This is a genomic window from Pseudonocardia sp. GCM10023141, from assembly GCF_042653605.1.
Genome location: NZ_JBHSIR010000082.1, coordinates 152655 through 175708 on the forward strand (window position 1 = coordinate 152655; position 23054 = coordinate 175708).

Annotated in this window: 26 protein-coding genes; 20 read left to right on the forward strand and 6 right to left on the reverse strand. The window is 72.7% G+C overall.

Annotated features, from left to right (window positions below; genetic code table 11):
* Positions 1 to 33: 33 nt before the first annotated feature.
* Together ACFPFQ_RS45200 and ACFPFQ_RS45205 are read right to left on the reverse strand one after the other, a co-directional pair.
* Positions 34 to 1200, reverse strand: a complete 1167-nt coding sequence (locus ACFPFQ_RS45200; protein WP_379629466.1) for a flotillin family protein — start codon at positions 1198 to 1200, stop codon at positions 34 to 36.
* Positions 1201 to 1202: 2 nt separating this feature from the next.
* Positions 1203 to 1457, reverse strand: a complete 255-nt coding sequence (locus ACFPFQ_RS45205) for a hypothetical protein (RefSeq protein WP_379629467.1) — start codon at positions 1455 to 1457, stop codon at positions 1203 to 1205.
* 208 nt (positions 1458 to 1665) lie between these two features.
* Between ACFPFQ_RS45205 and ACFPFQ_RS45210 the strand changes: the two genes are divergently transcribed.
* From ACFPFQ_RS45210 to ACFPFQ_RS45235, 6 genes are all read left to right on the forward strand, one after another.
* On the forward strand, positions 1666 to 2466 hold the full coding sequence (locus ACFPFQ_RS45210; protein WP_379629468.1) for an alpha/beta fold hydrolase: 801 nt from the start codon (positions 1666 to 1668) through the stop codon (positions 2464 to 2466).
* An 81-nt stretch (positions 2467 to 2547) separates the two neighbouring features.
* Positions 2548 to 3291 (forward strand): GntR family transcriptional regulator, encoded by a 744-nt coding sequence (locus ACFPFQ_RS45215; protein WP_379629469.1) that lies wholly within the window; start codon positions 2548 to 2550, stop codon positions 3289 to 3291.
* Positions 3292 to 3359: 68 nt separating this feature from the next.
* Positions 3360 to 4262, forward strand: a complete 903-nt coding sequence (locus tag ACFPFQ_RS45220) for a VOC family protein (protein WP_379629470.1) — start codon at positions 3360 to 3362, stop codon at positions 4260 to 4262.
* Between the two features lie 26 nt (positions 4263 to 4288).
* On the forward strand, positions 4289 to 4873 hold the full coding sequence (gene mug / locus ACFPFQ_RS45225) for a G/U mismatch-specific DNA glycosylase (RefSeq protein WP_379629471.1): 585 nt from the start codon (positions 4289 to 4291) through the stop codon (positions 4871 to 4873).
* The gene (locus ACFPFQ_RS45230) at positions 4870 to 5244 is read left to right on the forward strand and encodes a hypothetical protein (RefSeq protein ID WP_379629472.1); all 375 of its coding nucleotides are present in this window, start codon (positions 4870 to 4872) and stop codon (positions 5242 to 5244) included. Before mug ends, ACFPFQ_RS45230 begins: the two co-directional genes overlap by 4 nt.
* Positions 5245 to 5250: 6 nt before the next feature.
* Complete coding sequence (locus ACFPFQ_RS45235) at positions 5251 to 5418, forward strand: hypothetical protein (protein WP_379629473.1); 168 nt, start codon at positions 5251 to 5253, stop codon at positions 5416 to 5418.
* Positions 5419 to 5427: 9 nt separating this feature from the next.
* On the opposite strand, the gene ACFPFQ_RS45240 is transcribed toward ACFPFQ_RS45235, so the two are convergent.
* Positions 5428 to 6672: a PucR family transcriptional regulator gene (locus ACFPFQ_RS45240; RefSeq protein WP_379629474.1), complete on the reverse strand. Its 1245-nt coding sequence runs from the start codon at positions 6670 to 6672 to the stop codon at positions 5428 to 5430.
* A gap of 156 nt (positions 6673 to 6828) precedes the next feature.
* Between ACFPFQ_RS45240 and ACFPFQ_RS45245 the strand changes: the two genes are divergently transcribed.
* The 3 genes from ACFPFQ_RS45245 to ACFPFQ_RS45255 all read left to right on the forward strand — a co-directional run bounded on the left by ACFPFQ_RS45245 (position 6829) and on the right by ACFPFQ_RS45255 (position 11556).
* Positions 6829 to 8268, forward strand: a complete 1440-nt coding sequence (locus ACFPFQ_RS45245; RefSeq protein WP_379629475.1) for a class I adenylate-forming enzyme family protein — start codon at positions 6829 to 6831, stop codon at positions 8266 to 8268.
* A gap of 88 nt (positions 8269 to 8356) precedes the next feature.
* Positions 8357 to 10144 (forward strand): DUF3556 domain-containing protein, encoded by a 1788-nt coding sequence (locus tag ACFPFQ_RS45250; protein WP_379629476.1) that lies wholly within the window; start codon positions 8357 to 8359, stop codon positions 10142 to 10144.
* Entirely contained in the window at positions 10141 to 11556 is a 1416-nt protein-coding gene (locus tag ACFPFQ_RS45255; RefSeq protein WP_379629477.1) for a phytoene desaturase family protein, read from the forward strand. Before ACFPFQ_RS45250 ends, ACFPFQ_RS45255 begins: the two co-directional genes overlap by 4 nt.
* A 62-nt stretch (positions 11557 to 11618) precedes the next feature.
* On the opposite strand, the gene ACFPFQ_RS45260 is transcribed toward ACFPFQ_RS45255, so the two are convergent.
* Positions 11619 to 12791 carry an FAD-dependent oxidoreductase gene (locus ACFPFQ_RS45260; RefSeq protein ID WP_379629478.1) on the reverse strand — a complete coding sequence of 391 codons (1173 nt, stop codon included), beginning with the start codon at positions 12789 to 12791 and terminating at the stop codon, positions 11619 to 11621.
* 91 nt (positions 12792 to 12882) lie between these two features.
* Here ACFPFQ_RS45260 and ACFPFQ_RS45265 point away from each other — a divergent pair, with 91 nt between their 5' ends.
* The 8 genes from ACFPFQ_RS45265 to tsaA all read left to right on the forward strand — a co-directional run bounded on the left by ACFPFQ_RS45265 (position 12883) and on the right by tsaA (position 19291).
* A complete protein-coding gene (locus tag ACFPFQ_RS45265; protein ID WP_379629479.1) occupies positions 12883 to 13446 on the forward strand; it encodes a TetR family transcriptional regulator in 564 nt (187 codons plus the stop codon).
* A gap of 193 nt (positions 13447 to 13639) precedes the next feature.
* Positions 13640 to 14134: a cupin domain-containing protein gene (locus tag ACFPFQ_RS45270; RefSeq protein WP_379629480.1), complete on the forward strand. Its 495-nt coding sequence runs from the start codon at positions 13640 to 13642 to the stop codon at positions 14132 to 14134.
* A 5-nt stretch (positions 14135 to 14139) separates the two neighbouring features.
* Positions 14140 to 15384: an MFS transporter gene (locus ACFPFQ_RS45275; RefSeq protein WP_379629481.1), complete on the forward strand. Its 1245-nt coding sequence runs from the start codon at positions 14140 to 14142 to the stop codon at positions 15382 to 15384.
* Positions 15381 to 15752, forward strand: a complete 372-nt coding sequence (locus ACFPFQ_RS45280; protein WP_379629482.1) for a DUF3870 domain-containing protein — start codon at positions 15381 to 15383, stop codon at positions 15750 to 15752. The genes ACFPFQ_RS45275 and ACFPFQ_RS45280 overlap by 4 nt, the downstream gene beginning before the upstream one ends.
* Before the next feature lie 101 nt (positions 15753 to 15853).
* The gene (locus ACFPFQ_RS45285; RefSeq protein ID WP_379629483.1) at positions 15854 to 16714 is read left to right on the forward strand and encodes an MBL fold metallo-hydrolase; all 861 of its coding nucleotides are present in this window, start codon (positions 15854 to 15856) and stop codon (positions 16712 to 16714) included.
* Positions 16714 to 17697: a quinone oxidoreductase family protein gene (locus ACFPFQ_RS45290; RefSeq protein ID WP_379629484.1), complete on the forward strand. Its 984-nt coding sequence runs from the start codon at positions 16714 to 16716 to the stop codon at positions 17695 to 17697. The genes ACFPFQ_RS45285 and ACFPFQ_RS45290 overlap by 1 nt, the downstream gene beginning before the upstream one ends.
* Positions 17694 to 18695: an NADPH:quinone reductase gene (locus tag ACFPFQ_RS45295; RefSeq protein ID WP_379629485.1), complete on the forward strand. Its 1002-nt coding sequence runs from the start codon at positions 17694 to 17696 to the stop codon at positions 18693 to 18695. Before ACFPFQ_RS45290 ends, ACFPFQ_RS45295 begins: the two co-directional genes overlap by 4 nt.
* Positions 18696 to 18709: 14 nt before the next feature.
* Complete coding sequence (gene tsaA / locus ACFPFQ_RS45300) at positions 18710 to 19291, forward strand: tRNA (N6-threonylcarbamoyladenosine(37)-N6)-methyltransferase TrmO (protein WP_379629486.1); 582 nt, start codon at positions 18710 to 18712, stop codon at positions 19289 to 19291.
* A 19-nt stretch (positions 19292 to 19310) separates the two neighbouring features.
* Here tsaA and ACFPFQ_RS45305 read toward each other — a convergent pair whose 3' ends face one another.
* On the reverse strand, positions 19311 to 19970 hold the full coding sequence (locus ACFPFQ_RS45305) for a pyridoxine/pyridoxamine 5'-phosphate oxidase (protein ID WP_379629487.1): 660 nt from the start codon (positions 19968 to 19970) through the stop codon (positions 19311 to 19313).
* 44 nt (positions 19971 to 20014) lie between these two features.
* Here ACFPFQ_RS45305 and ACFPFQ_RS45310 point away from each other — a divergent pair, with 44 nt between their 5' ends.
* Together ACFPFQ_RS45310 and ACFPFQ_RS45315 are read left to right on the forward strand one after the other, a co-directional pair.
* The gene (locus tag ACFPFQ_RS45310) at positions 20015 to 20605 is read left to right on the forward strand and encodes a hypothetical protein (protein ID WP_379629488.1); all 591 of its coding nucleotides are present in this window, start codon (positions 20015 to 20017) and stop codon (positions 20603 to 20605) included.
* Between the two features lie 39 nt (positions 20606 to 20644).
* The gene (locus tag ACFPFQ_RS45315; RefSeq protein WP_379629489.1) at positions 20645 to 21292 is read left to right on the forward strand and encodes a class I SAM-dependent methyltransferase; all 648 of its coding nucleotides are present in this window, start codon (positions 20645 to 20647) and stop codon (positions 21290 to 21292) included.
* On the opposite strand, the gene ACFPFQ_RS45320 is transcribed toward ACFPFQ_RS45315, so the two are convergent.
* Complete coding sequence (locus tag ACFPFQ_RS45320) at positions 21266 to 21601, reverse strand: cupin domain-containing protein (protein WP_379629490.1); 336 nt, start codon at positions 21599 to 21601, stop codon at positions 21266 to 21268. The two genes, ACFPFQ_RS45315 and ACFPFQ_RS45320, sit on opposite strands and share 27 nt — an antisense overlap.
* A 498-nt stretch (positions 21602 to 22099) precedes the next feature.
* Here ACFPFQ_RS45320 and ACFPFQ_RS45325 point away from each other — a divergent pair, with 498 nt between their 5' ends.
* Positions 22100 to 22960, forward strand: coding sequence for an amidohydrolase family protein (locus ACFPFQ_RS45325; protein WP_379629491.1), 861 nt, complete (start codon positions 22100 to 22102; stop codon positions 22958 to 22960).
* Positions 22961 to 23054 lie beyond the last annotated feature (94 nt).

Genomic DNA, 23054 nt, shown 5'->3' on the forward strand with positions numbered 1-23054 from the left:
GATGTCGGGACGTTGGCGCGGTGGGCGGGCCGCTCAGTTCGTCAGCGCCCGCTGCTCCGGCTCCGTCCAGTCCGGGGTGGAGCCGTTGGTGGTGCTGGCGGGCGCCGGGTCGGCTACCTGCCCGGCCAGGCCGTTGCGCACCGAGTCGAGCAGGGCCAGGCCCTGGCCGGCCAGCGACGCGACCACGCCCGACAGCCCGTCGGCGCCGTCGAGCACCGTGAGGTTGGCGCCCTGCAGGCCCTCGGCCGCGGCGCGGAGCATCTCGGGCAGCTGCTTGATCACCAGCTGGTCCAGCGCGATGCGGCCCTCGGCGGCCGCCGCCTCAGCCGACATCTTCGTGGCGTCGGCCTGCGCCCGCGCGAGCGTGCGGGTGGCGGCCGCCTCGGCCTCGGCGGGCTTGACGATCTCGGCGATCAGCTGCGCCTCCCGCAGCTCGGCGTTGCGCTGCGCGACGAGCGCCTGCTCGGCCAGCACCGCCTGCTGGGCCTGCGCCGCGGCCAGCGGGCCCGCCTGGGACGCCTTCTGCTCGGCCTGGTCGATCTCGGCCTGGAACTGGGCGCGCGCGACGGCGGTCTGGCGGCTGTACTCGGCCTGGTTGCGCGCGCTCTCCTGCTGCGCCTTGGCGCTGGCCTGGTCTGCGGCGGCCTGCGCGATCTTCGCGGCCTGGTTGACGGCGGCCTGGTGCGGCGCGGCGAGCGCGGCGATGTAGCCCGCGCCCTTGTCGTCGATGCTGCTGATCTGCAGGGAGTCGACGGCGAGGCCGATCTTGCCCATCTCGGCCTTGCTGGCGTCGAGGATGGCCTCGCCGAGCGTCTGCTGCTCCCGGATGATCGCCTCGACCGTCATGCTGCCGATGATGCTGCGCAGGTGGCCGCTGAAGATCCGGCCGACGAGCGTGGGCATCTGGGACTGGTCGCCCTGGAACCGGCGGGCCGCCGCGGCGATCGACTCGTGGTCGTCGCCCACCTTGAACGCGATCACCGCCTGGACGCCGAGGGTGAGGCCCTGCTGGGTGAAGCAGTCCTCGACGACCTCGGCCTCCTGCATCGCCAGCGTCAGCCGCGACGCCCGGGAGAAGATCGGGATGACGAACACCCCGTGGCCGGTGACGATCTTGAACTGCAGCGCGTCGTCACCCCGCTGCTTCTTGCCGCTGATGAGCAGCGCCTCGTTCGGTGCGGGTACGCGGTATCCGAACATCCCTACATCGCCCCCTTCGGGCTGAATTCCTGCTCAGCGCCCGGACCTGGTTCCACCCACGGTTCGACGTCGATCTGGCGCGCGCCGCGGGAATTGATGACCAGCACGCGGGAGCCGATCGGGATGGGCTCGGGGGAGAAGGCGATGTAGTAGTGCGGCAGGCCGCCGACGACCACCCTGACCTCGCCGCACAGCACGCCACCGCGCACCCGCATCGTCACCGACCCGATCTTGCCGACCAGTCCCTGGCCCGTCACCATGCTCTCCGTCCGGCGCTGCACGCTCGCGCGATTCCGAGCATGTCACTCCCGGTTCGTCGCCGCTACGACGTGCGCCATTCGTGATGTCGAGAACGCGAGCGAAGCGCACAAAGGCGACAATGTGCGCAGGAATGTCGAGGCCCGATCCTGCGGCGCCGCAGTTCGTGCTTCGATCACCGCATCGTCTCGGGATCAAGGAGTCCACGTGCGGGTAGTGACGAACGACGGGGTCGCGCTGCATGTCACGGTCGAGGGCGACGGGCCCACGGTGGTGCTGCTGGCCGGGTTCGCCGCGCCCGTCAGCACCTGGGTGTTCCAGGTCGACGCGCTGACCGCGGCGGGCTACCGCGTGGTCGCGATCGACCGCCGCTCCCACGGCCTGTCCGACGCACCCGGCCACGGTCACCGCATGGCGCGCCACGGCAAGGACCTCCACGACGCCCTGACCGCGCTGGACCTCGCCGACGTCGCCGTCGTCGGCGGGTCGATGGGCGCGGGCACCATCTGGGCCTACCTCGACCTGTTCGGCACCGAACGGGTCCGGGCCGTGGTGAGCGTCGACCAGACCCCGCGGATGCGCAACGGCGAGGGCTGGGCGCACGGCTTCTACGGCTTCGACGACACGAACGCCGGCACGTTCTTCGCGGGCGGCGTCGCCGCCACCGGCCACGGCCGCCCGCCCGAGCGGTCGCAGGCCGCGATGGCGCGGCTGGTGCAGCGGCTGGGCCCGGACGTGCTCGCGGGCGGGATCCGGCCCGAGACGATGCCGCTGCTGCGCGACCACGCCCAGCAGGACTGGCGCGACGTGATCGCCCGCGTCGACGTCCCGGTGCTGATGGTGGCGGCGCGGGAGAGCCAGTTCTGGCCGTGCGAGCACGCGGCGGCGGCGATCGCGGGCAACCCGCTCGGGCGGGCCGTGGTGCTCGAGGACTGCGGCCACGCGGCGAACATCGACCAGGTGGAGCCGTTCAACGCCGCGATGCTGGCGTTCCTGCGCGAGGCCTGACGCTACCGGCCGAGCTCCGGTGTCCACACCTCGAAGGGCGTGGTTCTAGGAGATGTGATCGCCGCTGCCTACCCTGTGGGCGTGTCGGTAGGAGAACTGCTCAGGGGCCGGGCCGGCCTGCGCATCACGGACCCGCGTCGCACCAGCATCGAAGTGCATGCACACCTGCGGGAGCTGATCATCGCGGGCGCGCTGCCGCCGGACACCGAGCTCAACCAGGCCGAGCTCGCCCGGATCTGGGCCGTGAGCCGCACGCCGCTGCGCGAGGCGTTCCGGATGCTGCAGGAGGAGGGGCTGATCTCGGTCGAGCCGAACCTGCGCAGCCGGGTGCTGGGCCTCGACCCCGACGAGCTCGAGCTCATCTACGCCGCCCGTGTCACGCTCGAGTCGCTCGGCGTCGCGCTGACGGCGGGGCGGTTGACCCGCGACGAGAGCCGGGCCGCGGCCGCGGCGCACCGCGAGATGGACCGCACCTACCGCGCCGATGACCTGGCGAGCTTCGCCGTCGCCCACCGGCAGTTCCACCGGCTGCTCGTGGGCCGCTGCGGTCCGTCGGTGCTGCGCACGATCAGCTCCTACGCCGAGCAGAGTGAGCGCTACATCCGCCGGGACCAGGTGCACCACCGCGATGCGTTCGCCGCGCGGCAGCAGGAACACGCGGCGATCCTCGATGCGGTCCGCGACGGCGACGCCCCGCGCGCGGTCGGCTGCATGTCGGGGCACCTCGCCGGCACGGCCCGGCGGGTCATGGCCGACGTCGCCCCGGGGCACGGGACGTGGGCGGTGGATGCGGCGGTGGAGTTGATCGCCGCTCGGGAGGGTTGACACGGCTTGGCGGCACAAAGTGTGTGCACTATCGTCGGGTTCGCGCAGTGCCCGACGAGAGGAAGATCATGACGACGCCGCAGTCGGCCGTACGGGTGTCCAAGCTGGGCTACCTCGGGTTCGAGACCCCCGACCTGGACCGGATGGTGGAGTACTACACCAAGGTCCTGGACTTCACGCTCGTCGAGCAGTCTCCGCAGGGCGCGTTCCTGACCACCGGGTTCGACCACCACTGCGTGGTGCTGACCAAGGGCGGGCCGAAGGCGCGCACCCACGTCGGCTTCGAGATCTGGGAGTCGCTCGACGACGCCGAGCGGCGCCTGCGGGAAGCCGGCTACGCGACGCAGCGCCGCAGCGACATCGGCCCGGGCACCCCGGACGTGCTGGTGCTCGACGAGCCCGGCACCGGCACCCCGCTGCACCTGATCACCGCGCAGGAACCGAGTGGCGTCGACGGCTACACCCCGCTGCGCCCCACCAAGCTCGGCCACGTCGCCGCGTTCACGCCGGCGCTGGACCCGATGCAGACGTTCTACCAGGACCTGCTCGGCTTCAAGTGGTCCGACACCGTCGGAGACTTCTTCGTCTTCCTGCGCTGCAACGCCGATCACCACGCCGCCAACTTCATGGCGAGCACGAAGTTCGAGGGCATGCACCACGTCGCGTACGAGATGCGCGACCCCGAGCACCTGATCACGATGCTCGACCACCTCGCGAAGAACGACTACCGGCTGCACTGGGGTCCGGGCCGCCACGGTCCCGGCCACAACCTGTTCACCTACCACCGCGACCCCGACGGCAACACGATCGAGCTGTTCACCCAGATCGACATCGTGCACGACGAGGCGAAGGGCTACTGGGAGCCGCGGCCGTGGCACGAGGAGTACCCGATGTACCCCAGGACGTGGGAGGTCGACCTCGCCACGGTCAACCAGTGGGGTCCGGTGGACCGGGCGTCGCTGGATCACTGACGCACCCGGTGCGGTAAGCAGGGACCATGCCGCCGCGCACCCGCCACACCGCCACCGAACTGGCCCCCGCCGGCGCGTCGACGCTGCCCGACCTCATCGCCGACGACCTGTGCGTCCTGATCGCCGGCATCAACCCGGGCCTGTCCTCCGCGGCGGGCGGGCGGCACTTCGGCAACCCGGGCAACCGGCTGTGGCCCGCGCTGTTCCGCGCCGGCTTCACCCCGCGGCTGCTGGACGCAGGCGAGGCGCCGGAGCTGCTCGCTCTCGGCATCGGGATCACGAGCATCGTGAGCAGGCCGACCGTCCGCGCCGCGGAGCTCACCCGCGCCGAGTTCGTCGCAGGCGGAGCGGCGCTGCGGGGGCGGGTGCTGGCCCGGCGGCCGAGGTGGCTGGCGCTGCTCGGCGTCACCGGATACCGCGCCGCCTTCGCCGCACCCGGCGCCCAGGTCGGGCTGCAGCCCGAGTCGATCGGCGCGACCCGGATCTGGGTGCTGCCCAACCCGAGCGGGCTCAACGCCCACTACCCGCCCGCGGCGCTGGCGCGCGAGTTCACGCGGCTGCGGGAGGCGACGGGCCTGCCCGACCGCTCCGCCGGGACCCGGCCGGCATGAGCGTCCTGCGCTCGGTCGCCGCCACTCCCGCCGAGATCCGCGAGCCGCGCGCAGGCGACGCGCTGGTGGAGCCGGCCGACGTCGTCATGGATCGTGCCTTCACCGTGCCGGGCGATCCCGAGACGGTCTGGCCGTGGCTCGTCCAGCTGGGCAAGGGCCGCGGCGGCTGGTACCTGCCCGCCTCCATCGAGCGCGTGCTCCCCCGGGACCGGCGCGCCACCCGCCGGATCGACGACCGTTGGCAGCACCTCGCCGTAGGCACCGTCATCCCCGACTACGGCGGCCGCGACGAGACCTTCACCGTCGCCGAGATCGCGGCGCCCACCACGCTGGTCCACCGCTCCCGTCGCGGGCACACGGACGTGAGCTGATCGATCGTGCTGAGGCCCGTGGCCGAGGGCACCCGCGTGCTGCTGCGGCTGCGGTTGGGCCCGGTGCGCCACGTGCGGACGGCCGTCACGGTCGGGGGGCTGTTCGACCTGCTCACCATCGCCGGGATGGCCGCCGGGCTGCGCGAACGGCTCACCGCCGCGGCACCGGGCTGACGCGGCGCCTCAGGCGTCGGGGTGGATCCGCCCGGCCAGCTGCGCGCAGGCCAGCAGCGCCACCTCGACGTCGAGCCGGTCGTCGCCGATCGGGCGGCCGCGGATCTCCTCGGCCTTGCGCACGCGGTAGTGCACCGTGTTCTTGTGCAGGTGCAGCTGCGCCGCGGCCTCGGTGAAGCTGCCGCCGGACTGCAGGAAGACCCGCACGGTCTCCCGCAGCCGCGCGGCGCCCGCGTCGTCGGCGGCCAGGTCGCCCAGCACCCGCTCGACCCACGCACGCAGATCGGCGGGCTGGTCGGTGAGCAGCGCCGCCACGGCCACGTCGTCGAACGCGACGACCCGGGGGTGGACGTCGGGCGCGGCCTCGACCACCGTGCGGGCGCGGAGCGCCTCCCGCAGCGTGGCCCGGAAACCCGGCAGCCCGCGCCCGGGCGCCCCGAGCGTGGCGCGCAGCGCCGGCCGCAGCTCGAGCAGCTCCCGCAGGCTCTCGAGCAGCGGCGCCGGTGCCGCCGGCCCGCTGATCCATGCCCACATCGTGCGGTCGTCGGCGAGCATCGTGGTGGGGGCGCGCCCGGAGCTCTCCTGCAGCAGCCTGCTCACCGCCTGCAGGTCGCGGCCGGGCTCTGCGGTGTCGAGCCCGGCCCACACGACGACGGCCTGGTGCCTGCCCTCCATCGGCAGGCCGATCAGGTCCTGTGCCGCCCGCCCGGTCAGGCCCTCGTTCTCCAGCACGATGCGCAGCTGCGCGGCCCGCGCGGCCCCGGTGCGGCTGTCCCAGCTGCGCCGCTCCGACTCGTAGATGTCGATCAGGCCCTCGATGACCTGGTCGATGTAGCGGCTGGCGTGCGCGGCGATCTCGGCGGCGGCCGCCAGCGCGTCCGGGGTGCTCAGGTCGAGCTCGCCCAGGCAGCGCAGCGCCCACTGGACGAACCGGTGCTCGCCGAGCCGGTAGGCCCGCAGCAGCCCCTCCAGTGACAGGTCGTGCTGGGCGAAGCGGCGCGCGTACTCCGCTGCCGCCCCCGGCACGGTGATCCGGTCGAGCGGGATGGCGTGGACCAGCATGTCGACGATCGCCACCAGGTTCGACGAGGTGCTGGCGATCATCAGCCTGCGCACAGTGTCGTCGTGGCGGAACTCGGGGATGACCTCGACGAAGAAGTCGGTCAGCTCGACGGTGAGGACGGGCAGCTCGGCGTCGAGGCGCCGGGCCACCTCCGCGACGACCCCGTCGACTCCACCTGCGACACCACCCACGCCGGCACCCTACTGGTCACTTCGGGGGTGGGTGTGCGCCTTGTGCCCCCGGTACAAGGCCCGCGGGGTACTTCGTGGCGCAGTCCCATGGTTCAGGTCACAGCGCGGTCGTAGGTTTCGGTCAGCTTCTTTCGCCGATGGTGCCGGAGAGAATTCATGGAGATCGCAGAACTGCCGACGTTGCGGGCCGCTCGGAATCCGGGCGGGTCGTGCCTCGCCGATGACGGGGAATCACTCGACAATGCGGCCTTCCGCGATCGGGTCCATTCCGCGGCGGCCGTTCTGCGATCCCGGGGAATCGGCGCGGGTGACGTCGTCGCGGTCATCCTGCCCAACCGGGTCGACCTGGTCGTCACGCTCTTCGCCGCCTGGCACCTCGGTGCCGCGGTGACGCCGGTGAACCCCGCGCTCACCGCCCCCGAGATCGGGTACCAGTTGGCCGACTCGGGCGCCGCGGCCGTCGTCGGGGACCCCGCAGCATCCCCGGCGGTCACGCTGGACCTCGCGGCGCTCGCCGCCGGTGCGGGCGATCCGGGCCCGCGTGCCACCGGTGACCTGGCGCTGATCATCTACACCAGCGGGACCACCGGCCGGCCCAAGGGCGTGCTGCTCGACCACACCAACATCGCCGCCATGTGCACGATGATCATCGACGCGCTGCGGCTCGACGCCGGTGATCACAGCCTGCTGGTGCTGCCGCTGTTCCACGTCAACGGGATCGTCGTGAGCATCCTGTCGCCGCTGCTGGCGGGCGGCCGCGCCACGATGAGCGGGCGGTTCCGGGCCGAGACGTTCTTCGCGACCGTCGAGCGGGTGCGCCCCACCTACTTCTCCGCGGTACCGGCGATCTACGCCCTGCTCGCGGCGCTGCCCGCCGACGTCCGGCCGGACACGTCCGCGCTGCGCCGCGTGATCTGCGGCGCAGCCCCGATGCCTGCCGAGCTCATCACCCGGTTCGAGCAGCGCTACGGCGTGCCGATCGTCGAGGGTTACGGGCTGTCGGAGGGCACCTGCGCCTCCACGATCAACCCGGTCGACGGTCCGCGCCGTCCCGGCACGGTCGGGCTGCCGCTGCCCGGGCAGGAGGTGGCGCTGATGGCCCCGGACGGCACGATCGTCGCCGACGGCCCCGGCGAGGTCGTCGTCCGCGGGCCCAACGTGATGCGCGGCTACCTCAACCGTCCACAGGAGACCGCGGCCACGATCGTCGACGGCTGGCTGCACACCGGTGACGTCGGGCGCTTCGACGCCGACGGGTACCTCGTCCTCGTCGACCGGATCAAGGACATGATCATCCGGGGCGGCGAGAACCTCTACCCCAAGGAGATCGAGAACGTCCTGCACGCCCACCCGGCGGTGGTCGAGGCCGCCGTCGTCGGCGTGCCGGACCCGGTCCTCGGCGAGGTGCCCGTCGCGAACGTGGCGCTCTACCCGGGCGCCACGGCCACGGCCGCCGACCTGCTGGTGCACTGCCGCGCCTCGCTGGCCCGGATCAAGCTCCCCACGCGCATCGACATCGTCGACGCGCTGCCCAAGAACGCCGTCGGCAAGATCGACAAGCTGGCCCTGCGCCGATTGCCGGTGCGGATCCGCTAGCGCACCCGTCCGGCCGGTCCGCATTCGATCCCGATTGTGGACGGGCTCCCGCACGCCCGGAAACGCTCCGCCGAGAAAGGTCGACGACATGGGTTTCAAGACAGGCGATTTCCCGCCGGTGGACGTGGAGACGTTCCTCGAAAAACCGCTGCAGGAACGCATCAAGGCACTCGCTCTGCACTGGGTGGAATACGGGTTCGGCTCCCCGAAGATGATTCCCACGACCTATGTCGTGAAGGTGCTGGTGCTCTACGTACTGGTCGGCACGGCCCTGGTCACGTGGACCTCGGGCGTCGGGCCGTTCTGGGACGTCACGACCTGGTGGAACCAGCCGGTCGTCTACCAGAAGCTCGTGCTGTGGACGGTGTTCCTGGAGGCCGTCGGCCTCGCCGGCTCGTGGGGCCCGATCGCCGGCAAGTTCAGGCCGATGACCGGCGGGATCCTGTTCTGGGCGCGCCCCGGCACCATCCGGCTGCGGCCGTGGCGCCGCGTTCCCGGCACCGACGGCGACCGGCGCACCGTGCTCGACGTGGTGCTGTACCTCGCCTTCCTGGCCACGCTGCTGCTGGCGGTGCTGCTGCCCGGCGTCTCGAGCGCGACCCTGACGGCGGTGCTGCCGACCGTCTCGTCCGGCGTCGTGAACCCGGCCCTGCTCGTGGCGCCGATCGTGCTCTACGTGCTGTGCGGCCTGCGCGACAAGACGATCTTCCTGGCGGCCCGCGGCGAGCAGTACCTGCCCGCGCTGGTGTTCTTCGCCGTGCTCCCGTTCGTCGACATGATCATCGCGCTCAAGCTGCTCATCGCGATCGTGTGGATCGGCGCCGGGGCGTCCAAGTTCGGCAGGCACTTCGCCAACGTCGTGCCGCCGATGGTCTCCAACAGCCCGTGCATCCCGTTCCGCTGGTTCAAGCGCATGCAGTACCGCGACTTCCCGCGCGACATCCGCCCGTCGAAGGTGGCGGGCGGGCTGGCCCACATCGGCGGCACGGTCGTGGAGATCGTGGCCCCGTTGGTGCTGCTGCTGTCGACCAACCACTACGTCACGCTGGCCGCCGTCGTGCTGATGGTGGCGTTCCACCTGTTCATCACCTCGACGTTCCCGCTCGCGGTGCCGCTGGAGTGGAACGTCCTGTTCGCCTTCGCCGCGATCTTCCTGTTCCTCGGCTTCCCGGCATCGGCGGGCTACGGTGTCGGCGACATGTCCTCGCCGTGGCTGACCGCCGGGATCATCGCCTGCCTGCTGTTCTTCCCGGTGCTGGGCAACCTGCGCCCGGACCTGGTGTCGTTCCTGCCCTCGATGCGCCAGTACGCCGGCAACTGGGCCTCGGCGCTGTGGGCGTTCGCGCCGGGCACCGAGCAGAAGCTCGACGCCGTGATCCGCCCGACCACCAACCAGATCGACCAGCTGCAGGCTCTGGGCTACCCGCAGCCGATCGCCGAGATCACCATGCAGCAGACCATCGCCTGGCGCGCCATGCACAGCCAGGGCCGCGGCCTGTTCTCGGTGCTGATCAACACCATCCCGGAGCTGGACCGCTGGACGGTGCGGGAGGCCGAGTTCACGTGCAACTCGCTGATCGGGTTCAACTTCGGCGACGGGCACCTGCACAACGAGGACCTCATCACCGCCGTGCAGAGCCGGTGCGCGTTCGCGCCGGGCGAGCTCGTCGTGGTCTGGGTCGAGTCGCAGGCCATCCACTCCAGCGTGCAGCACTACAAGGTGATCGACGCGGCGCTGGGTGTCATCGAGCGCGGCACCTGGAACGTCGCCGACGCCGTGCACGAGCAGCCGTGGCTGCCGGGCGGCCCGATCCCGACACAGGTCGCCTGGTCGGCCGCCAGCGGGACGGGTACCGATGTGAGGGCGACGGCATGAGCACGGCCGTGGTGGTGGGGGCCGGGCCCAACGGGCTGACCGCGGCTGCGCTGCTCGCCAGGGAGGGTGTGCAGGTCACGGTGCTGGAGGCCGCCGACGAGATCGGCGGGGGCACGCGCACCGCCGAGGGGATCGTGCCCGGCCTGCTGCACGACCACTGCTCGGCCATCCACCCCATGGCCGTCGGATCGAGCGCACTGCAGAGCCTGGACCTCCACCGCCACGGCCTGCGCTGGCTCCGCCCGGAGATCGACTGCGTGCACCCGCTCGACACCGGCGACGCGGGGGTGCTGCATCGCTCGGTCACCGAGACCGCCGCCGGCCTCGGTGTCGATGGCGGCCGGTGGCGGGCGCTGTTCGAGGGCCCCGCCGCCGGCTACGACGAGCTGGCGCAGGACATCCTGCGCCCGCTGCTGCGGGTGCCGCACCACCCGCTGCGGCTGGCCCGTTTCGGGCTGCCCACCGTGGCGCCTGCCGCGCTGCTCGCCCGGCTCTTCCGTGACGAGCGGGCCCGCGCGCTGTTCGGCGGGGTGGCGGCACACGCGTTCCGGCCGCTGCACCACCCGATGTCCTCGGCGATCGGGCTGGGCATCCTCACCGCGGGCCACCGCCACGGGTGGGCGGTGGCCGCAGGCGGGTCCCGCTCGATCACCGACGCGCTCGCCGCCGCGCTCCTCGACTGCGGCGGGAAGATCGAGACGGGCGTGCGCGTCTCGTCGCTCTCGCAACTGCCCGCGGCGGATGTGCGGATCTTCGATCTCGCCCCCGATGCCGTCGCCGACGTCATGGGCGACCGGCTGCCCGCGCGGGTCGCCCGAGCCTACCGGCGGTTCCGGCCGGGGCCCGGTGCGTTCAAGGTCGACTTCGCGGTGGCGGGCGGCGTGCCGTGGACGGCGGAGCCGGCCCGGCGGTCGGGCACGGTGCACCTGGGCGGCACGTTCGCCGAGATCGCCGCTTGCGAGCGCGACGTGAACGCCGGCCGGATGCCGCAGCGGCCGTTCGTCCTCGTCGGGCAGCAGTACCTGGCCGACCCGCAGCGTTCGGTCGGCGACGTCCATCCGCTGTGGACCTACGCGCACGTCCCGCACGGCTACACGGGCGACGCTACGGAGGCGATCACCGCGCAGATCGAGCGGTTCGCCCCCGGCTTCCGCGAACGGATCATCGGCACGCAGACGTGCTCGCCTGCCGGGTTCGCCGCGTTCAACCCGAACTTCGTGGGCGGCGACATCATGACCGGGGCCAAGACCGTCCCCCAGCTGGTGTTCGGGCCCCGCCGGGCGCTCGACCCGTACGCGGTGGGGGTGGCGGGCACCTACCTCTGCTCGGCCGCGACGCCGCCGGGGCCCGGGGCGCACGGCATGTGCGGGGCAGGTGCGGCGGCGTCGGCGCTGCGGCATTTGCGCCGCTAAATCGGCCCTGCGGCGCCTGCGCCGTTGATCGGCGCTGCGGCACATGCGCGGCTGATCGGCGATCAGGGCGCCGTGGCCAGCGCGAGCTCGGAGAGGTTCATCGCCATCGCCCGCCGGACCGGCGGCAGCGACCCGATGCCGCGCATCGCGAGGTTGCGCACCGTCGTGGCCGGCCCGGACAGCGTGGCGGCGCGGGTCATCCGGTCGGTGAGCGTCACGACCTGGCGGGCCACCGGGCGCCGGATCGCCTCGTAGCGGTCCAGCACGGCCGGGTCGGCGCCGTCGGCGAGCACGTCGCCCAGCAGCCCGCCGAGTGCGATCGCGTCCTGGATCCCGGTGTTCATGCCCTGCCCGCCTGCGGGGCTGTGCACGTGTGCGGCGTCGCCCGCGAGGAAGACGGGACCGCGCCGGAACGCGTCGGCGAGGCGGTGGTGGACACGGAACCGTGATCCCCACACCACGTCGCGGACCGCCGATCCGCCGGTGGGGCCGCGCGTCTCGATCAGCCGGGTCACGTCGGCTGCGGTGATGTGCTCGGGTGCGTCGTCAACGGTCGCGACCACGCGGTGGTGCCCGTGCGGCAGTGGCGCCACGACGAGGAAACCGTTGGGGGAGAAGAACATCTGCACCTCGTCGCCCGGCAGGTCCCAGTCGAGGTGGATGTCGGCGAGCACGAACGACTGCGCGTACGCCGACCCCGTGAACGCGATCCCGGACTGCTCGCGGACGCCGCTGTGCATCCCGTCCGCGGCCACGACGTAGCGGGCGTCGATCGTGGACCGGGCGCCGTCGGGCCCGACCAGCTCGGCCACGGCCCGGCCGTCGACGATCTCGAGCCGCCGCACCTCCCGTCCGGTGTGGACGGTGCCGCCGAGTGCGGAGAGCCGGTCGTGCAGGATCGCCTCGGTCATGTTCTGCGGCAGCATCAGCGTGTACGGGTAGCGGGTCGGCAGCCCGCCGAAATCGAGGCGCACCAGCGTCCGGTCGCGGTCGCGGATGGTGAACGTCGGCACCACCACGCCCTCGGCGACCATCGCGGGCGTGGCGCCGATCCGCTCCAGCACCTCCAGCGTCCTGGCGTGCACGACCGCGGCCCGCGAGGTGCCCGCGCCGACTGTGGCGCGCTCCACCAGCACGTGGTCCACGCCGCGGGCGCTGAGCACCGCCGCGGTGCTCAGCCCGACCGGTCCGGCCCCGACCACCAGTACATCCGTCTCCGACGGCAGCGTCGACATCTCTCCTCCAACGGTTGTTTGCCAACATTTGTTGGCAATACTAGACCGATGGCTCACGGAATGCCAACGCGCGTTGGCATATGCTCGGGTGATGGTGTTCACGGAGCGGTCCCGGGCCAGCCGCGACGCGGTGCTCGCGGCCGCCCGGCACGCGTTCGCCGAGCACGGCTACGAGCGCACCACCGTGCGCGGGGTCGCGAGCGCGGCCGGGCTCGACCCGTCGATGGTCATGCGCTACTACGGCAGCAAGGAGGGCCTGTTCGCCGCCGCGGTCGACGTCGATCTGCGCCTGCCCGACCTGTCGGCGATCCCGCGCCCGCAGCGCGGCGCCGCGCTCGCCGAGCACTTCCTGACGCTGTGGGAGGACCCGCCGACCGCCGAGGTGCTCGCACTGCTGCTCCGCTCGGCGGCCACGAACCCGGCGGCGGCCGACCGGATCCGCGACGTGTTCACCGGCCAGGTCGTCGCACTCGCCCACACACTCGACCCGGCCGACGAGACCGCAGCGCGGCGCCGGGCCGCGCAGCTCACCGCGCACATGCTCGGCACCGCCCTGTGCCGCTACGTCCTGCGGCTACCACCGGTCGCGACGCCGAGCCGCGAGGCGGCCGCGGCCGCGATGGCGCCGGTGGTGCAGGCGATCCTCGACGCCTGACCGGCGCGATCCGACCCTTGTCGCCGCCCGCGGCGTCGTCTATGGTCTCGCCGTCAACGTTGGACGCCGATGGTGCGGAGCAGCCGGGTCGAGGCCCGGGACCACCCCGCACCCCCCTCCGCGTCCTCTCCCTTGACGGGCGTCGCTGCCGCGCCGCCGTGCGATGCGCCTGTGCGCGCACCGAGGGAGAGCCATGTCCCTGCACGCCGCTGCTGGGTCCGTCCCCGACGAGGTCGCCGACATGGGCGGCACGTCGTTCCGGACGCGCGCCGTCTTCGGGAACTCGTCGTCGCTGATGATCGCGACGCGGCCCGACGGCTACCACTCCACCCCGCACACGCACGACTGCGAGCAGCTCAACTGGATGCAGGACGGCGAGCTGTGGGTGTTCGTCGTCGACCGGGCGTTCCACCTGCGCACCGGTGACTTCCTGCGCATCCCGGCCGGGGCGCTGCACTGGTCGTGGAACCGGTCCGGTGCCCCGTGCACGCTCGTCGAGGTGCACACGCCCGGGCTGCAGCACGATCCCCTGATCTCCGGCTACGCCGTCGGCCTGCACGACGAGGGGGAGGTCCCGGAGTTCCTCGGCTCGCCGGTGAGCGAGTTCCCCGACGACCCGGCGTTCGACGTGGCCGTCGCCGAGAAGGCCGCGACCGACGATCCCGCTCCTGCTGTCGACGCGGGCTGATCGCGATGACCCGGATCCCGTCCCCGGCGACCTACCGCTGGGTCGTGCTGGCCGTGCTGTGGCTGACGCTGCTCGTGTCGTACTTCGACCGGGTCGCCATCGCCGCGGCGCTGCCGTTCATGTCCGGTGAGCTGCACCTCTCGCCCTCGCTGGCCGGGGTGCTCAGCGGCGCGCTGCTGCTGAGCTACACGATCGTCCAGGTGCCCGCGGGCTACCTGTCCGACCGGTTCGGGCAGCGCCGGATCATCGCGGCGGCCATCGCGTGGTGGACGGTGTTCAGCGTGCTCACCGGCGTGCTGTCGGGCAGCATCGCCGCCCTGCTGGTGGTGCGGTTCATGATGGGGGTGGGGGAGGGCTTCCACCCGCCACCCCTGTGGCGGGTGCTGTCCAACTGGTTCGAGCCGGGCCGCCGGGCCCTGCCGCTGGCGCTCATGCTCACCGCGCTGACGCTGGGTCCGGCTCTTGCGCCCGCGCTCACGTTCCCGATCATCAGCGCCTGGGGCTGGCGGTGGGTCTTCTACCTCACGGTGATCCCGGGGCTGCTCACCGTCCTGCTCGTCCTGCGGTGGCTGCGCGACAGCCCGCAGCACGCGAACCTGACCGAGCGCGCGCTCGTCGCGAACGCCGGACCGGCTCCGCGGCGGCAGTGGTGGGTGCCCCACATCTGGCTGACGTTCGCCGCGTTCTTCTTCTTCGGCTTCGTGCTCTACGGCCTGATGGGCTGGCTGCCCACCTACCTGATCACCTATCGCGGCCTGGACCTGGCGGGCGCCGGGGTGCTCGCGACCGCGCCGTACCTCGCGGGGACGGTCGGGATGCTGCTGGGGGCGTGGGTCTGCCAGCGCCGTTTCAACCACCTGCGGCGCCGGTTCATCGCGGTGAGCTACCTGGCCACCGCGGCCTGCATCACGGCGACGGTGCTGGCCCCGACCGTCACCGTGGCGGGGGTGTTCCTGACGCTCTCCGGGTTCTTCCTCTACTCCGGGCTCGGGCCGTTCTGGTCGGTGCCGATGGACATCGTGCGCCCGCACGAGGTCGGGATGTGGCTGGGGTTCATCAACATGGGCACCCAGCTCGCCGGGTTCCTCGGCCCCATCCTCATCGGAGCGCTGATCCAGGCGACGGGCTCGTTCACCCCCGCGCTGGTGGCGATGATCGGCGCGCTCGTGGCGGCCGCCCTGTGCCTCTCGCTCGTGCGGACCCCGGTGACCGGGGACGCCCCGGCACCAGCGCCGGCGGTGGTGTCGTGATCACGGTGGTGGAGCCGCAGGTCGCGGCGCGCTGGCAGACTGCCGCGATGGACCCGCGCACCAGCGTGATCGTCGTCGGGCACGCGAAGGTACCGGCGCTGTCGGCATCGCACGCCGTGCAGGAGTACTTCACGGTCAGCCTGCGGGTCGACCGGGCCACCGGCGTCGTCACCGAGGTCGACTCGACCGCGGTGACGGGGCTCGTCCGCGGCTGGCTCGCGGAGGTGCTGCTCGGCGTCGACCTCGGCGGCGACATCACCGCGGCCCTCACCGAGATCGAGCAGGCCTACCTCGGGCATGCCGCCGGCGCGATCCGGCAGGCGACCCACGACGCGTGGCGCCGCTTCGCGTCCTACCGCAGCAAGTAACCACGACAACCGCTCCGCCACCACCGCACCGCCCGACCCGACGACCCGGTCTCCCGGGCCGTCGGGTCGGCGAGGGTGCCCGTCGCATCCTGGAGAACCCCTTGTCCCCCTACGAGATCCGCCGCCTCAACTTCGGGTCGGTGACGATCGACGCGTCCATGCGGTTGCGCGGTGTCGCGCCGGGCCGCGTGATCGACGTGCCCGCGCAGGGCTTCCTGCTGCTCGGCGCCGCGGGGCCCGTACTGGTCGATGCCGGCTACCGCGACCCGTCCGTGCTCGGCATGGGTGGCACCGTCGGCCCCGGTCAGGGATTCGCCGAGCAGCTCGCCGCGCACGGCGTCACACCCGCCGACCTCACGTGCGTGATCATGACCCACCTGCACCGCGACCACGCCGGCCATCTCGACAAGGTCCCGATGACGGTGCCGGTGGTGGTCAACCGCAGCGAGCTGGGCAGCGCCTGCACCGGCATCCAGGGCCGCGCCTACGCCCGCGACGACCTGCACCACCTGATCGACCGCGTCTACACCCCGGGCGCGCTGCAGTTCCTCGACCTCGAGCACGCCGGCCCGAGCGAGCTGTTCCCCGGCATCACCTGCCGGCTCTGCGGCGGGCACACCCCCGGCTCGCTCGCGGTGGTCGTCACGACCGCCGACGGCCCGGCCTACCTGTGCGGTGACCTGTTCTACGACGTCGAGGGCGCACTGCGCCGCCAGCCGAAGGACGGCTTCGTCGCCGGCGTCCAGCCCTCGTTCCTCGTGGCCGACGACCCGGCGCTCAGCAACAACTTCACCACCTCGGTGCTGCAGGAGATCGGCGCGATCAAGCACGCCCGCGGCTACCGGTTCATCCTGGCGGCCCACGACGACCCGGGCGTGCTCGAGGGCGGCCACTACGTGGGTCGCATCCTGGGCGACGTCGTGCCCGGCCCGATCACGCGTGTCGACGGGGAGCAGGGCTGATGCGGGCGCTGGTCATGAGCGAGCCGTCCGCCGGGAGTGACCGCACCGCGGTCCGGGACATCGACGTCCCGCGCCCCGGGCCGGGCGAGGTGAGCATCGACGTCGCGCACGCCGGCATCAACTTCATCGACGTGATGGCCCGCCGCGGCGATCCCGGCTACGCGTCGTCGTGGCCCTACGTCCCCGGGCTGGAGGTGTCCGGGACCGTGCGCGAGGTCGGCCCCGGTGTCAGCGGGGTGCTGGCGGGGGAGCGGGTGGCGGCCTTCACCCGGGGCGGCGGGTTCGCCGAGGTCGCCGTCGCCGACGCGGCGCTCGTCGTGCCGGTGCCCGAGACGGTGCCCACGGCGGTGGCCGCGGCTGCGCCGCTGATGCTGGCGACGGCGCTGCTGCTGCTCACCGACGTGGCCAGGGTGCAGCCCGGCGAGACCGTGCTCATGCAGGCTGCGGGCGGGGGTGTCGGCAGCGCCGTGGCGCAGTTGGTCCCGGTGCTCGGCGGCGGGCTGCGCATCGGCACGGTCGGGCGCGCTGCCAAGGTGGCCGCCGCCCGGGAGCAGGGCTGGGACGTCGCGCTGGTGCGCGATGCGGACCTCGTGGCGGGCATCCGCAGCGCGGCACCGGCCGGGGTGGACGTCGTGCTCGACCCGGCCGGCACCACGCTGCTCGACGTCGACCTCGACGTGGCGGCACCGGGTGCGCGCATCGTGCTGTTCGGCAACCCCGGTGGCGGCACGCCCGACCCGCTGCCGCCACTGGGCCGGCTCATCGGCGGCAACGTCGCGCTTGCGGGGTTCAGCATCAGCCGGCTCACCGCGACGGCCCCGGCGCGCGTGTCCGGGGCGCTGCGCCGGGTCGTGGAGCTGCTTGCCGACAAGCGGCTCGACGTGGCGATCACCGAGGTCGCGACGCTGGCGGCCGTCCCCGAGGTGCACCAGCGCCTCGCCGAGTCGCGCGGGTCGGGCAAGTACGTGGTGGCACTGCAATGATGCGAGCGGCCTGGTACGAGCGCACGGGCGCCGCCGCCGACGTGCTCGTCGTCGGCGAGCGTCTCGACCCGCACCCCGGCGCCGGCGAGGTGCGCGTCGCCGTCGCGGTGGCCGGGATCAACCCGCGCGACGTCAAGCGCCGGGCGGGGGCGGGCGATCGCACGATGGACGATCCGCTCGTCATCCCCGGCGACGACGGCGCCGGCGTGATCGACGAGGTCGGGCCCGGCGTGGGGGCGAATCGTGTGGGGGAGCGGGTGTGGGTCCACTCCGCGACGTTCGGGCGGCAGCACGGGACGTCGGCCGAGCACGTCGTCGTGCCGGCGGCCCACGCGATCGCGTTGCCCGGGGACGTTCCGTTCGCGGTGGGTGCGTGCCTGGGTGTCCCCGCTCTGACCGCGCACCGCTGCGTGTTCGCCGATGGCAGCGTCGACGGGCAGACGGTGCTCGTGACCGGCGGCGCGGGTGCGGTCGGTCGCTACGCCGTCGCGCTGGCCAAGCGCGGTGGTGCCACGGTGATCGCCACCGCCGGAGGCCCCGAGCAGGAGGAACTAGCGCGCGCCGCGGGCGCCGACCACGTCGTCGACCGCCACCGGTCCGACGCGGCCGCGGTGATCGCCGGGCTGGCCGGACCCGGCGGCGTCACGCGGGTCGTGGACGTCGCGTTCGGGGCGAACCTGCCGCTGACCTCGGCGGTGGTGGCCACCGGGGCGACGATCGCGACTTACGCCTCCGCCGCCGTCCCGGAGCCGGCGCTGCCGTTCTACGCGCTGATGCGCCGCGGCATCACGATCCGCACGGTGCTGGTCTTCGTCATGCCGCCCGCAGCGATGCGCGCGGCCGTGCGGGACGTCACGGCGATGCTGGCGGACGCCACGCTCACGCACCCGATCGCGGCCACCCACCCGCTGGATGACATCGTGGCCGCCCATCGCGCCGTCGAGCGGGGCGGGCGGATCGGCAGGACCCTGCTGCGGATCGGTCCGGCCGCGCCGTAGGGAGGGGAGATCACGTGGAGCCGCTACCGGATCTCGACGCCGCCGGCCGGGACGGGGTGCGGGCCGCGGTGCCCGGCCTGGCCCCGATCGGCTACGTCCGGAGCACCTACACCGACCCGGCGCAGACCCCGATCCAGTCCACCCGCAACGGCGCCGCCGTCGGCCGCGTCGAGGTCTTCGCCGAGTTTGCCGCGGGCCTGGACGGCGTGCGCGAGTTCGACCACCTCTGGATCGTCGCGTGGCTCGACCGAGCGGAGCCGACACCGTCGGACGGGCGGGTCGTGCCGTTCATGCTGGCGCACACCGGGCAGCGGGTGGGGATCTTCGCCACCCGCCACCCCGCGCGGCCCAACCCGCTCGCGCTCAGCGTCGTGCGCGTGCTGGACGTCGACGAGACCGGCGTGACGTTCGCCGGGGTGGACCTCTGCCACGGCACCCCGGTGCTCGACGTCAAACCCTGGCAGCAGCACCTCGACATCCCGCGCTACAGCGAGGGCTGGGAGGCCATCAGCAGCATCCGCGGGGGCTGGTACCAGCAGCGCGGCGTGGCCGGGACCGGGCAGACGCTGCCCGATCCCGGGCGGCCGCCGGAGTAGAGCGACCCGCCGATCATGGCTACAGCCGGTCCCGGGACCACGTGTCATCGCGCCGGGTGTAGCGCAGCCGGACGTGCTGGCGCGCCTCGTCGCCCTGCCAGAACTCGACCTCGTCGGCCTCCACGCCGAACAACGTCCACTCCGGAGCGACGAGTGCGGGATCGCGCGTGACCCGCTCGACGGCCTCCAGCACCGCGGCTGCGCGCTCCGCGTCGTCGACGAGGACCTCGCTCTGGAGCCCGAGCAGCGCGGCCGCCCGCGCGCCCGGGGAGCGGCCCAGGTAGTCGGCGGCGCTGTCCTGCGCGGCGGCCGTGGTGACGGCGCCGCGGACGCGGACCTGGCGGCCCAGCACCGGCCAGTGGAACGTGAGCGCCGCCCGCGGCGTGCCGGCGAGCTCCTTGCCCTTGCGGCTGCCGGAACCGGACGCGAACTGCCACACGCCGGCGCGCAGGTTCTTGAGGATCAGCACCCGAGCCGACGGCCGCCCGATCGGGTCGACGGTGGACAGCGTCATCGCGTGCGGCTCGAGCACCCCCGCGGCGATCGCGGCGTCGAGCCACTCCGCGAACAGGGTGTCCGGATCGCCCGGCGCGGTCGCGGGGTCGAACGGGGGGAGCGGGCCCGCGAGTGAGGGCAGGTCGCGCAGGCGCTGCTGCAGGGCCTTGGCGTCCATGGTCATCCGTCGAGACCAGATAGGGATGCCGCGTCCGCCACAATCCGGTCATGCGGCTGGGCATCGCTCATCACTTCGGCTGGGCCGTGGCCGTCACGGCGTCCGACGACCACGCGGTCGTGGATCGACGCCGGATCGCGCTGGTCGAGCCCGGCGTTTCGGCCGCGCCGATCCACAACGAGGGCAACCCGCACCCGCTGCACGGGTCGGCTGAGCCGCCGGCCGATGCGGCTCTCGCGGCGCTGGTGGCCGAGGTCCGCGCGTCGGCGGCCCGGGCGGCCTCGGCAGCGCTGGACGAGCTCGCGGCCGGGTTGCCCGCCCCGATCGTCTCGATGTCGCTGCGGGCCTGGCCGGTCGACTTCCCCACCGACATCGCCGTCCAGCGGCGGGTGCCCTACGAGAGCCGCGCCGACTCGGTGATGTACTGCGAGGTGCTGGCCGAGCTGGCCCACCACCGCGGTTGGGCGGTGCACCGCTACAGCGCCAGGGACGTCGAGGGACAGGCGGTCCGGATACTGGGGGAGCGGGCGAAGGTGGTGCTGCACGGCCCGCGGGCGGTGTGGGGGGCGCCGTGGGCGAAGGACCATCGGATGGCGCTGGCCGCAACGGTCGTTGCCGCGTGCGGCGGGCACGACACCTGAGGCGTGGGAGAGTGCAGCCGTGATCATCGAGGTGAGGGCATGACCGCAGCGTTCGATCGCAGTTTCTGGGAGCAGCGCTGGTCGCAGGCCCTGCGTGAGCACGGGGACGCCGTCGCGAAGCGCCCGCCGAACGCCCGACTGACCGGGGCCGTCGCCGACCTGGCTCCCGGTGTCGCACTCGACGCGGGCTGCGGCCACGCGTCCGAGACGCTCTGGCTGGCTGCCCGCGGGTGGCGGGTCACGGCGGTCGACTTCGCCGCGAGCGCGCTCGCGCACGCCCGCTCGACGGCCGAGGCGATCGGGGCGGACGTCGCCGAGCGCGTCGAGTGGGTGGAGGGCGATCTCGCGACCTGGACCCCGCAGCCCGGCCACTACGACCTCGTTCTGTGCCTCTACGTCCACGTGGCGGGGTCGGTCGCGGAGCTGGTGGGCCGGATGGCGACGGGCGTCGCGCCCGGCGGGACCCTGTTCCTGGTCGGGCACCGCCCGGTCGACCCGGCCACGGGCGCGGCGACCCCGGCCGCCGGTCAGGTGCAGGTCTCCGTCGACGATGCGGTCGCCGCGCTCGACCCCGCGCTGTGGGAGCTCGTCGTGGCCGAGGACCGGCCGCGCGCGGTGGGTGGCAGCGGCGTCGATGCCGTGATCCACGCGCGCCGCCGGTCACACCCGGTCGGCCGCGACGGCTGATCGCGGCGGGTCGGGTTCGTCGCGGTCGTGATGGCCGCGACGCGCGTCCCGGTCGAAGATCCCCAGTATCTCGGCCGGGCCGCCCGCCGTCCCGATGGCGTGCGGGAGCATCGTCGGGAACTCCGCGGCCTGGTTGGTCTCCACGCGCAGGCGGCGGTTGCCGAGCAGCAGGATCACGGCGCCCGCCAGGACCACCAGCCACTCCCGACCGGCGTGGGCCCGCAGCCGCGCAGGATTGTCCGGCGGCGGCTCCAGCAGGCGTTGCCGGACGACCGTGATGCCCGGATCGGCGCGCACGCTCCAGCGCATGTCCTGGCGGGCCGCGTCGTGGACTCGCAGACCGACTTCGCATGCCGTCGCAGGTCGTCGCACACGTTCCACACCCTGCGAGGACGGGAGACGGTGTGCGAAGTCAACCTGTTCGCCCGCTCGCCTCGGCGACAATCGGCGACGTCAGCGAGTGAGGCTGCGGGTCCGGCGGCCCGCTGGGTCCGCGACGTGACCGCGCTGGTGGTCAACCCCTGACCGCTCGCACACACCGCAGCGTCCCGGCACACACCGTGCACGGTGTGTGCCGTGCACCGGAGGTGTGTGCGAGCGCGTCAGCCGCCGTTCGGGTCATCGGCGCGGTGGCTGCGGGGGTGGCGCGGTCGGGTGCGGCGGCGCCCATGTCCGGGTTGGCGTGATCCCCGGGCCGTCACACGGCACCCTCCGGCGGACTGATTATCTGAAGTATTGCTCAGATGTGCATGCTTCGCTACATTCACTATCCGACACGTTCGTTGAGCATTGGGTAAGGGAGTGCGGATGGCATCCACTGAGAAGGTCAAGGGGCGCGTCATCGATGCGCACAGCCACATCGGGACGATGGACGCGTGGCAGTTCTACAACCTGAAGGAGCCGGTCAAGCCCACGGTCTACGAGTTCGCCAACGCGAAGGAGTACCTGGGCTACATCGACAACCTCGGTGTCGAGCGCGGCCTGATCCTGCCCAACTACGGCATCCCGGTGCAGGGCCACGCCTTCTCGCTCAACGACCTGGTGCTCGACTCCGTCACCAACAACGAGCGCCTCGTCGGCGGCCTGTGGGTCTCGATCCTGCCGCAGAACAAGGAGCTCACCCTCAAGACGCTCGAGAGCGCGGGTGAGCGCGGCATCAAGGCGCTCAAGACCACGTTCCTGCTGGGCGGCAACCCCGACCCCAACACCTGGGACGACGAGACGCGCGAGCTGGCCGAGGCCTGCTTCGACGCCGCTGAGCAGCACGACCTGGTGTTCCACTTCCACACCAGTGCCGGTGGTGCCTCGGACATCAACAACTTCATCCCGCTGGTGGAGCGCTACGGCAAGCGCGTCAAGATCTACCTGGTGCACTTCGGTGGCGGCGTCAGCGGCCACATCAAGCTCGTCCCGCAGTTCCTCGACTGGGTGGAGGAGGGCTACCAGGTCTACTGCGACACCACGTGGACGATCGGCTTCGGCGCCCGCTGGCTGATGACCGAGATCGAGAAGCGCGGTATCGGTGAGGACCGCGTGCTCTTCGCGTCCGACGAGCCGTGGAGCGACTTCTGGGGCGAGTACTGGAAGATCAACGGTGCTCCGGTGAGCGACGAGCTCAAGCAGCGGATCCTCTACAAGAACTACGAGCAGCTCTACGGGGAGAAGTAACCCCTCGACGAAACTTCGCCGGCGGGTGTCGATGTCGCCGATCGTCGTTCGTGTAGCGGGTGACGGGCCGCCGCTGGGGCGGTCCGCTACCCGG

Bases quoted from the DNA above. Each gene is read 5' to 3' on its own strand.
- ACFPFQ_RS45220 (WP_379629470.1), top strand. From the start codon at position 3,360: ATGACGACGCCGCAGTCGGCCGTACGGGTGTCCAAGCTGGGCTACCTC.
- ACFPFQ_RS45255 (WP_379629477.1), top strand. From the start codon at position 10,141: ATGAGCACGGCCGTGGTGGTGGGGGCCGGGCCCAACGGGCTGACCGCG.
- ACFPFQ_RS45270 (WP_379629480.1), top strand. From the start codon at position 13,640: ATGTCCCTGCACGCCGCTGCTGGGTCCGTCCCCGACGAGGTCGCCGAC.
- ACFPFQ_RS45275 (WP_379629481.1), top strand. From the start codon at position 14,140: ATGACCCGGATCCCGTCCCCGGCGACCTACCGCTGGGTCGTGCTGGCC.
- ACFPFQ_RS45230 (WP_379629472.1), top strand. From the start codon at position 4,870: ATGAGCGTCCTGCGCTCGGTCGCCGCCACTCCCGCCGAGATCCGCGAG.
- ACFPFQ_RS45320 (WP_379629490.1), bottom strand. From the start codon at position 21,601: ATGCGCTGGAGCGTGCGCGCCGATCCGGGCATCACGGTCGTCCGGCAA.
- ACFPFQ_RS45295 (WP_379629485.1), top strand. From the start codon at position 17,694: ATGATGCGAGCGGCCTGGTACGAGCGCACGGGCGCCGCCGCCGACGTG.
- ACFPFQ_RS45200 (WP_379629466.1), bottom strand. From the start codon at position 1,200: ATGTTCGGATACCGCGTACCCGCACCGAACGAGGCGCTGCTCATCAGC.
- ACFPFQ_RS45310 (WP_379629488.1), top strand. From the start codon at position 20,015: ATGCGGCTGGGCATCGCTCATCACTTCGGCTGGGCCGTGGCCGTCACG.
- ACFPFQ_RS45250 (WP_379629476.1), top strand. From the start codon at position 8,357: ATGGGTTTCAAGACAGGCGATTTCCCGCCGGTGGACGTGGAGACGTTC.
- ACFPFQ_RS45290 (WP_379629484.1), top strand. From the start codon at position 16,714: ATGCGGGCGCTGGTCATGAGCGAGCCGTCCGCCGGGAGTGACCGCACC.
- ACFPFQ_RS45260 (WP_379629478.1), bottom strand. From the start codon at position 12,791: ATGTCGACGCTGCCGTCGGAGACGGATGTACTGGTGGTCGGGGCCGGA.
- ACFPFQ_RS45245 (WP_379629475.1), top strand. From the start codon at position 6,829: ATGGAGATCGCAGAACTGCCGACGTTGCGGGCCGCTCGGAATCCGGGC.
- ACFPFQ_RS45265 (WP_379629479.1), top strand. From the start codon at position 12,883: ATGGTGTTCACGGAGCGGTCCCGGGCCAGCCGCGACGCGGTGCTCGCG.
- ACFPFQ_RS45305 (WP_379629487.1), bottom strand. From the start codon at position 19,970: ATGACCATGGACGCCAAGGCCCTGCAGCAGCGCCTGCGCGACCTGCCC.
- ACFPFQ_RS45315 (WP_379629489.1), top strand. From the start codon at position 20,645: ATGACCGCAGCGTTCGATCGCAGTTTCTGGGAGCAGCGCTGGTCGCAG.
- ACFPFQ_RS45325 (WP_379629491.1), top strand. From the start codon at position 22,100: ATGGCATCCACTGAGAAGGTCAAGGGGCGCGTCATCGATGCGCACAGC.
- mug (WP_379629471.1), top strand. From the start codon at position 4,289: ATGCCGCCGCGCACCCGCCACACCGCCACCGAACTGGCCCCCGCCGGC.